Below are 8,534 nucleotides of genomic sequence, written 5' to 3'. Positions count from 1 at the left end.
GGACTTGAGCAGGGCACGTACGGATTCCGCGCCCATGCGCGCATCGAATTCGTCGCCGTACTGCTGGATGGCGTTGAGGTAGGCGTCTTCCGAAAGCAGGCTGCCGCGCTCGAGCGGCGTCATGCCCGGGTCGATCACGACGTAGGCCTCGAAATACAGCACGCGCTCGATGTCGCGCAGGGTCATGTCGAGCATCAGGCCCATGCGCGAGGGCAGGCTCTTCAGGAACCAGATGTGCGCCACCGGCGAGGCCAGGTCGATATGGCCCATGCGCTCGCGCCGCACCTTCGACAGCGTGACTTCCACGCCGCACTTCTCGCAGATCACGCCGCGGTGTTTCAGGCGCTTGTACTTGCCGCACAGGCACTCGTAATCCTTGACCGGCCCGAAGATCTTGGCGCAGAAAAGGCCGTCACGCTCCGGCTTGAAGGTGCGGTAGTTGATCGTCTCCGGTTTCTTGACCTCGCCGAACGACCACGAACGGATTTTCTCGGGTGAGGCGAGCCCAATGCGGATCGCGTCGAAATCTTCCGATTTACCTGGCTGCTTGAAAAGATTAAACAGGTCTTTCAAGGTATTTTCTCCTGCGAACTGATTCGCCAACTAATTAAATAATAATTCCGGTTCGGTCTCGCCCCGGGGCTTACTCTTTTTCCTTCTCCAGCTCCATGTCGATGCCGAGCGCGCGGATTTCCTTCACCAGCACGTTGAAGGATTCGGGCATGCCCGGCTCCATGCGATGGTCGCCCTTGACGATGTTCTCGAACATCTTGGTGCGCCCCGTAACGTCGTCGGATTTGACGGTGAGCATTTCCTGCAGCGTGTAAGCGGCGCCGTAGGCCTCGAGCGCCCACACTTCCATTTCACCGAAGCGCTGGCCGCCGAACTGCGCCTTGCCGCCGAGCGGCTGCTGTGTGACCAGCGAGTACGGGCCGGTGGAGCGCGCGTGCATCTTGTCATCGACCAGGTGGTTGAGCTTGAGCACGTACATGTAACCCACCGTCACAGGCCGGTCGAAGGACTCGCCGGTGCGCCCGTCATAAAGCGTGGTCTGACCGGAGGGCGGTAGTCCCGCCATCACCAGCATCTCCTTGATTTCTTCCTCGGACGCGCCGTCGAACACCGGCGTGGCCACCGGCACACCCTTGCGCAGGTTGCGCGCGAGTTCGACGATCTCGTCGTCGGTCAGCGACTTGATGTCTTCCTTGCGCCCGCTGCGGCCGATCTGGTTGTAGATGCGATCTATGAAGCGGCGAATTTCCTCAGCCTTGCGCTGCTCATCCAGCATATGGCCGATCTGGGCGCCGAGTTCATGCGCGGCCCAGCCGAGATGGGTTTCGAGCACCTGCCCCACGTTCATGCGCGACGGCACGCCGAGCGGGTTCAGCACGATATCCATCGGGGTACCGTCCGCGCCATAGGGCATGTCCTCGACCGCGACGATGCGCGAGATGACGCCCTTGTTGCCGTGGCGTCCGGCCATCTTGTCGCCGGGTTGCAGGCGGCGCTTCACCGCCACGTATACCTTGACCATCTTGAGCACGCCGGGGGCGAGATCGTCGCCCGAGGTCAGCTTGACCTTCTTCTCGGTGAATTTCTGGTCGAACAGATCCTTCTGCTTGGCGAGGTAACCGCGGATTTGTTCCAGTGCCTGCGAGGCCTCCTCGTTCTTGAGGCGGATGTCGAACCACTTGTTGTGCGGCAGTTCCTCGAGATAACCCTTGGTGATCTTGTCGCCGTTCTTCATGCCCGCCGGTCCGCCGTCGGCGACCTTGCCGATCAGCTGTCGTTCGAGACGCGCGAAGGCGTCACTTTCCAGGATGCGGTACTGGTCGTCGAGGTCCTTGCGGATGCTCGCCAGTTCGGATTCCTCGATGCTCTTGGCGCGCGCGTCCTTCTCCACGCCCTCGCGGGTGAACACCTGCACGTCGATGACCGTGCCGGAGATGCCGGACGGCACGCGCAGGCTCGTATCCTTCACGTCCGAGGCCTTTTCGCCGAAAATCGCGCGCAGCAGCTTCTCTTCCGGGGTCAGCTGGGTCTCGCCCTTCGGGGTGACCTTGCCGACGAGGATATCGCCGGCGTCCACCTCGGCGCCGATGTAGACGATGCCCGACTCGTCGAGCTTGGCCAGTGCCGCCTCGCCGACGTTCGGAATATCGCGCGTGATTTCCTCTGGTCCCAGCTTGGTGTCGCGCGCCACGGTTTGCAGCTCTTCGATGTGGATAGTGGTGAAGCAGTCGTTTTCCACCACGCGCTCGGAAATCAGGATCGAGTCCTCGAAGTTGTAGCCGTTCCACGGCATGAACGCGACCAGGATGTTGCGCCCGAGGGCGAGTTCGCCCATGTCGGTGGACTGGCCGTCGGCCAGCACGTCGCCATTGGCGATGACATCGCCCACCTTCACCAGCGGTTTCTGGTTGATGTTGGTGTTCTGGTTCGAGCGCGTGTATTTGGTCAGGTTATAAATGTCGACACCGACCTCGCCCGGTTTGGTTTCGTCATCGTTGACACGCACCACGATGCGCGAGGCATCGACGGAATCCACCAGACCGCCGCGCTTGGCGACGACCGTGGCACCCGAGTCGATCGCCACGATGCGCTCGATGCCGGTGCCGACCAGAGGCTTCTCGGTCTTCAGGCAGGGTACCGCCTGGCGTTGCATGTTCGAGCCCATAAGCGCGCGGTTGGCGTCATCGTGCTCCAGGAACGGAATCAGCGAGGCTGCCACCGACACGATCTGCGACGGCGCGACGTCGATATAATCCACCTTGTCCGGCGTGGACAGCATGAACTCGTTCTTGAAGCGGCAGGAAACCAGCTCGTCGATCAGGTGGCCGCGGCTGTCGAGCGTGGCATTGGCCTGCGCGATCATGAACTTGCTCTCTTCGATCGCCGACAGGTAATGCACGTCGTCGGTGACCTTGCTGTTGTTCACCTTGCGGTACGGCGTTTCGAGGAATCCGTATTCATTGGTGCGGGCATAGACCGCGAGCGAGTTGATCAGGCCGATGTTCGGGCCTTCCGGCGTCTCGATCGGACACACGCGCCCGTAGTGGGTCGGGTGCACGTCGCGCACCTCGAAGCCGGCGCGCTCGCGCGTCAGGCCGCCGGGGCCGAGGGCCGAGACGCGGCGCTTGTGCGTGATCTCGGACAACGGGTTGGTCTGGTCCATGAACTGCGAAAGCTGACTGGAACCGAAGAACTCCTTGATCACCGCCGAAACCGGCTTGGCGTTGATCAATTCCTGCGGCATCAGGCCCTCGGATTCCGCCAGCGACAGGCGTTCCTTGACGGCGCGCTCGACGCGCACCAAGCCGACGCGGAACTGGTTCTCGGCGAGTTCGCCCACCGAGCGCACGCGGCGGTTGCCGAGGTGATCGATGTCGTCGATCTCGCCCTTGCCGTTCTTGAGCTCGATCAGGATCTTCATCGCGTCGACGATGTCTTCCTTGGTCAGGATGCCCGGACCTTCGTCGGACCCGCGGCCGACGCGGCGATTGAATTTCATGCGGCCGACGGCCGAGAGATCGTAGCGGTCGGGGCTGAAGAACAGGTTATTGAACAGCGTCTGCGCGGCGTCGCGCGTCGGCGGCTCGCCCGGGCGCATCATGCGGTAGATTTCGATCTGTGCCTCGAGCGGATCGCGCGTCAGGTCGAGACGCAGGGTATCGGAGATGAACGAACCCTGGTCGAGATCGTTGGTGTAGACCGTCTTGACCTGTTCGATGCCGGCTTCGAACAGCTTGTCGATCAGATCCTTGGATACCAGGTCGTTGGCCTGGGCCAGCAACTCGCCGGTTTGCGGATGAATCACGTCTTCGGCGAGCGAACGGCCGATGAGGAAGCTCGGTTCGATGTTCAGCTGCTTGAGCTTGAACTTTTCCAGCTCGCGGATGTGACGCCCGGAAATGCGGCGGTTGGCTTCGATGATGACTTCGCCCTTCGGCGTTTTCACATCGAATTCGAATTGCATGCCGCGCAGGCGGTTGGGGATCAGTTCGAGCTTGATCTCGTTCTTCACGAGATGGAAGGTGTCGGTCTGAAAGAAGGTTGCCAGAATTTCCTGCGTGGTCATGCCGATTGCGCGCAGCAGTATCGTCGAGGGCAGCTTGCGGCGGCGGTCGATGCGCACGTACAGGTAATCCTTGGGATCGAACTCCAAATCAAGCCATGATCCGCGGTAGGGAATGACGCGCGCCGAGAACAACAGCTTGCCGGAAGAGTGGGTTTTGCCGTAGTCGTGCTCGAAGAACACGCCCGGCGAACGGTGCAGTTGCGAAACGATGACGCGCTCGGTGCCGTTGATGATGAACGTGCCGTTGTCGGTCATGAGCGGAATCTCGCCCATGTACACTTCCTGCTCCTTGATATCGCGCACCGTCTTGGTGCCGCTGGCCTCGTCTTTTTCGAATACCACGAGACGCAGCAGGGCGCGCAGCGGCGCCGCGTAGATCAGCCCGCGCTGCTGGCATTCCTTGACGTCGAACGGCGGTATGCCGAGACGGTAGCTGACGAACTCGAGGGCAGCATTGCCGTTGTAACTCTCGATCGGAAACACCGTCTTGAAGGCGGCCTGCAAGCCCTGATCGATCCGCTGCTCAGGCGGCGTGTCCGCCTGCAGAAACTGGTGGTAGGATTCCTTCTGGATCTTGAGCAGATACGGAACCTTCAGAACGCCCGGGCGCTTGCCAAAATTCTTGCGGATGAGTTTCTTCTCGGTGAATGAGTAGGTCATGCTTTCCTCGGCTCTATATATATAGAGAAACGGCTTGAACGGACCGGTACAAACGATAACGTCTTCCTGAAAACAGCATGCCGGTGGATCGGCGGCATACACCGCCGATCCAACCCGCACGAACAACGCGTCGGTTCACCCGCCGACAGCGGATGAACCGACGGCCAGCGCCAGCTTACTTGAGTTCAACTTTGGCGCCGGCGGCCTCGAGTTCCTTCTTCATCTTCTCGGCGTCGGCCTTGGGCACGGCTTCCTTCACGGTCTGCGGCGCGCCTTCGACCAGGTCCTTGGCCTCTTTCAGGCCCAGGGTGGTCACGGCACGAACGGCCTTGATGACGGAGACCTTGTTCTCGCCCGCCGCGGTCAGGATCACGTCGAAGGCATCCTTGACTTCCGCCGGCGCGGCGGCGGCAGCAGTCGGAGCGGCCACGGCCACGGCGGCCGCGGAGACGCCGAACTTGGTCTCCATCTCCTTGATGAGCTCGGAGAGCTCCAGCACCGACATGCTGGAAATGGTATTAAGTATCTCTTCTTTGGAAACAGCCATGATTAAATCTCCTGAATAAAGTCTTGAATGATTGATCGTTTAGGCGGCTTGCGCCTTGGCGTCGCGCACCGCAGCCAGGGCCCGTACGAACTTCGTCGGGACCTCGTGCAAGGTCTGGACGAATTTCCGGACCGGCGCCTGCATCGTGCCGAGAAGCTGAGCCAGCAACTGCTCGCGTCCGGGCAGAACCGCCAACGCCTGGATCTGCGCCAGGGACATGAGCTTGCCGCTCATGGCGCCGGCCTTGATCTTGAGCTTTTCGTTGTCTTTCGCGAACTCGCTCAATATCTTGGCCACCGCCACGGGATCGGCCGACACCGCAAACGCCAAGGGACCGACCATCTGGTCCTTGAGGCATTCGAAGCTCGTGCCCTCCACGGCACGCCGAGCCAGCGTGTTTTTCACGACGCGCAGATAAACCTTGCCGTCATACGCCTTGCGGCGCAACGTGGTCATCTGGGCAACGCTCAGCCCACGATACTCGGCCAACATGGCCACCTGGGCACCCGTCAACTTCTCGGATACTTCGGCGACAACCGCCTTTTTCTCATCTAATGTCAGACTCATATGAGTCACCTCCGGTTGCTACGTCTATAAACAACGGCGACCTTTTCAGGAGGTAAATCCTGTGTCGGGCACACCGTCTGCGCAGGCTGTTTCAGCCGATTAAGCACCGCGCAACCGACATCGTTGCCACGGCGCACCTGCGGTCTTTGACAACGCCTCGCACCCAACAACGGCACGAAGCGACCCAAAGTCAAATAAAAATAATGTTCTTCCTACTCCCCCTCTCCCGCCCTGCGGGAGAGGGATGGGGAGAGGGCTCCTTACGCGAACCCTGACGTGTCCAGGCGAATACCCGGGCCCATCGTCGTCGAAATCGTCACCTTCTTCAGGAACGCGCCTTTGGACGCGGCCGGCTTGACCTTGTTCAACGCCGCGACCAGCGACAGGAAATTTTCCTTGAGCGCCTCGGCCTCGAATGACGCCTTGCCGATCGCGCAATGCACGATGCCGGCCTTGTCGGTACGGAACTGCGCCTGGCCGGCCTTGGCGTTTTCGACGGCCTTGGCCACGTTCGGCGTCACGGTGCCGACCTTCGGATTCGGCATCAGGCCGCGCGGGCCGAGAATCTGGCCGAGCTGGCCCACGATCTTCATGGCCTCGGGAGTCGCGATGGCAAGATCGAACTCGATCTTGCCCGCCTTGATCTGATCGGCCAAGTCCTGGAAGCCGACGATGTCGGCGCCGGCCTTTTTCGCGGCCTCGGCGGCGTTGCCTTCGGCGAACACCGCGATGCGCACCTTCTTGCCGGTGCCGCGCGGCATCACCGCCGTGCCGCGGACGTTCTGATCCGATTTCTTGGCGTCGATGCCGAGATTGATGGCGACATCCACCGATTCGTCGAACTTGGCGCTGGCGGTGCCCTTGAGAATCTTCAGGGCGTCGTCGAGCGGGTAATTCTTCATACGATCGACTTTGGCGAGTTGGGCTTTCAGGCGTTTACCGGCCATATCACACCCCCTCGCATTCCACGCCCATCTGGCGTGCGCTGCCCGCGATGATTTTCACCGCGGTGTTGATGTCGTAACAGTTGAGATCGGGCATCTTGATCTTGGCGATCTCCTCCAACTGCTTGCGCGTGAGCTTACCGACCTTCTCTTTAAGAGGATTGCCGCTGCCGGACTCGAGACCGAGCGCCTTCTTGATCAGCACCGACGCCGGCGGCGTCTTGGTGATAAAGGTAAAACTCTTGTCGCTGAACGCCGTGATGATGACGGGAGTCGGTATGCCCTTTTCCATCTTCTGGGTCTGCGCGTTGAACTGCTTGCAGAACTCCATGATGTTCAGGCCGTGCTGACCGAGCGCCGGTCCCACCGGCGGGGACGGATTGGCCGACCCGGCCGGCACCTGCAACTTGATATACGCCGTTACTTTCTTTGCCACTTTAGACTCCTTACGGGTGCAAACGGCTGTTGTCAGCCTCCCCGCGGTTACTTCGAGTTAAAAGTGAAAAGTTAAAAGTGCAAAGTGAAAAAACTATTCACTTTTCATTCTTCACTTTTCACTGCCTTCCTACGCCTTCTCGACCTGACTGAACTCCAGCTCCACGGGTGTCTGCCGTCCGAAGATCGACACCGCCACCTTGAGCTTATTCTTCTCGTAGTTGACGTCCTCGACCGTGCCATGAAAATCCGCGAACGGGCCGTCGATCACGCGCACCTGCTCGCCGGCCATGAACGAGAATTTCGGACGCGGCTTCTCCACGCCTTCCTGCACCTGCCGCAGAATTGCATCCGCTTCCTTGTCGGTAATCGGCGTCGGCTTGGTGCCGGAACCGCCGATAAAACCGCTCACCTTCGGCACGTCTTTCACGAGGTGCCAGGTTTCGTCGTCCATCTCCATCTTCACCAGCACATAGCCGGGAAAAAACTTGCGTTCGCTGGTGCGCTTCTGGCCGCTCTTCATCTCCACGACCTCTTCGGTCGGCACCAGAATCTCGGCGAACTTGTCCTCCATCCCGGTGTTGCGGATGTGTTCTTTGAGCGAGCGCACCACCTGCTTCTCGAAGCCGGAATAGGTGTGCACGACATACCAGCGCATCGTCATGAATTCAGCTCCTATCCCGTGACCGCTCTGACAACCTGGTGCAATCCCCAGTCGATGACCCACATATAAACCGCCACGAGTATCACCATGACAAACACGACCAGGGTTATCTGCATGGTTTCCTTTCTTACCGGCCAGACCACCTTGCGCAGTTCCATACGCGCACCCTTGAAAAATTCCCAGGTGCCGCGGCCGGTTGCCGTCGTTGCCGCGATGGCCACCGCCAGCACCGCGCCCAGCAGAACGACCGCCACCCGGATCAAGTCCGGTTTGTCGCCAAAGTAATAGAATCCTCCGATGCCGCCGGCTACCAGCAGCACCGCGAGAATCAGTTTCAATTTGTCCGCTGTCACTACTAAAAATCCTTTATCGCCAGTCATCTGGCAGGCCAGGAGGGAATCGAACCCCCAACCTGCGGTTTTGGAGACCGCCGCTCTGCCAATTGAGCTACTGGCCTAAATCATTTGCGCGGACAACGCCCGCGCGCACCTATACCTTTATTCAATCACCTTCGCCACCACCCCCGCGCCCACGGTCCGGCCGCCTTCGCGGATGGCGAAGCGCAGGCCCTGTTCCATGGCGATGGGGTTGATGAGGGTGACCACGATCTTGATGTTGTCCCCGGGCATGACCATCTCG

At 60.3% G+C, this 8,534-nt stretch carries 7 protein-coding genes, 1 tRNA gene and 2 pseudogenes; all 10 read right to left on the bottom strand.

Going from position 1 to position 8,534, the window contains the following annotated elements:
• Positions 1-573, bottom strand: a pseudogene (locus tag ACC569_RS13070) (DNA-directed RNA polymerase subunit beta'); the annotation flags it as partial.
• A 70-nt stretch (positions 574-643) separates the two neighbouring features.
• The gene (gene rpoB / locus ACC569_RS13065) at positions 644-4,738 is read right to left on the bottom strand and encodes a DNA-directed RNA polymerase subunit beta (RefSeq protein WP_372523973.1); all 4,095 of its coding nucleotides are present in this window, start codon (positions 4,736-4,738) and stop codon (positions 644-646) included.
• Positions 4,739-4,913: 175 nt separating this feature from the next.
• On the bottom strand, positions 4,914-5,285 hold the full coding sequence (gene rplL / locus ACC569_RS13060; RefSeq protein ID WP_372523972.1) for a 50S ribosomal protein L7/L12: 372 nt from the start codon (positions 5,283-5,285) through the stop codon (positions 4,914-4,916).
• 39 nt (positions 5,286-5,324) lie between these two features.
• Positions 5,325-5,852, bottom strand: a complete 528-nt coding sequence (gene rplJ, locus ACC569_RS13055) for a 50S ribosomal protein L10 (RefSeq protein WP_372523971.1) — start codon at positions 5,850-5,852, stop codon at positions 5,325-5,327.
• A gap of 260 nt (positions 5,853-6,112) precedes the next feature.
• On the bottom strand, positions 6,113-6,799 hold the full coding sequence (rplA, locus tag ACC569_RS13050) for a 50S ribosomal protein L1 (protein WP_372523970.1): 687 nt from the start codon (positions 6,797-6,799) through the stop codon (positions 6,113-6,115).
• Between the two features lies 1 nt (position 6,800).
• Positions 6,801-7,232 carry a 50S ribosomal protein L11 gene (gene rplK, locus ACC569_RS13045; protein WP_372523969.1) on the bottom strand — a complete coding sequence of 144 codons (432 nt, stop codon included), beginning with the start codon at positions 7,230-7,232 and terminating at the stop codon, positions 6,801-6,803.
• Between the two features lie 129 nt (positions 7,233-7,361).
• A complete protein-coding gene (gene nusG, locus ACC569_RS13040) occupies positions 7,362-7,895 on the bottom strand; it encodes a transcription termination/antitermination protein NusG (protein WP_372523968.1) in 534 nt (177 codons plus the stop codon).
• Positions 7,896-7,906: 11 nt separating this feature from the next.
• Positions 7,907-8,248, bottom strand: a complete 342-nt coding sequence (gene secE, locus ACC569_RS13035) for a preprotein translocase subunit SecE (RefSeq protein ID WP_372523967.1) — start codon at positions 8,246-8,248, stop codon at positions 7,907-7,909.
• A gap of 28 nt (positions 8,249-8,276) precedes the next feature.
• Positions 8,277-8,352, bottom strand: a tRNA-Trp gene (locus tag ACC569_RS13030).
• A gap of 40 nt (positions 8,353-8,392) precedes the next feature.
• Positions 8,393-8,534 (bottom strand): annotated as a pseudogene (gene tuf / locus ACC569_RS13025) (elongation factor Tu); the annotation flags it as partial.

The organism is Sulfuricaulis sp., assembly GCF_041499725.1.
Taxonomy (GTDB): Bacteria; Pseudomonadota; Gammaproteobacteria; order Acidiferrobacterales; family Sulfurifustaceae; genus Sulfuricaulis.
Note: the sequence above shows the minus strand (reverse complement) of the source record. Positions and strands in the feature narration are given on the sequence as shown.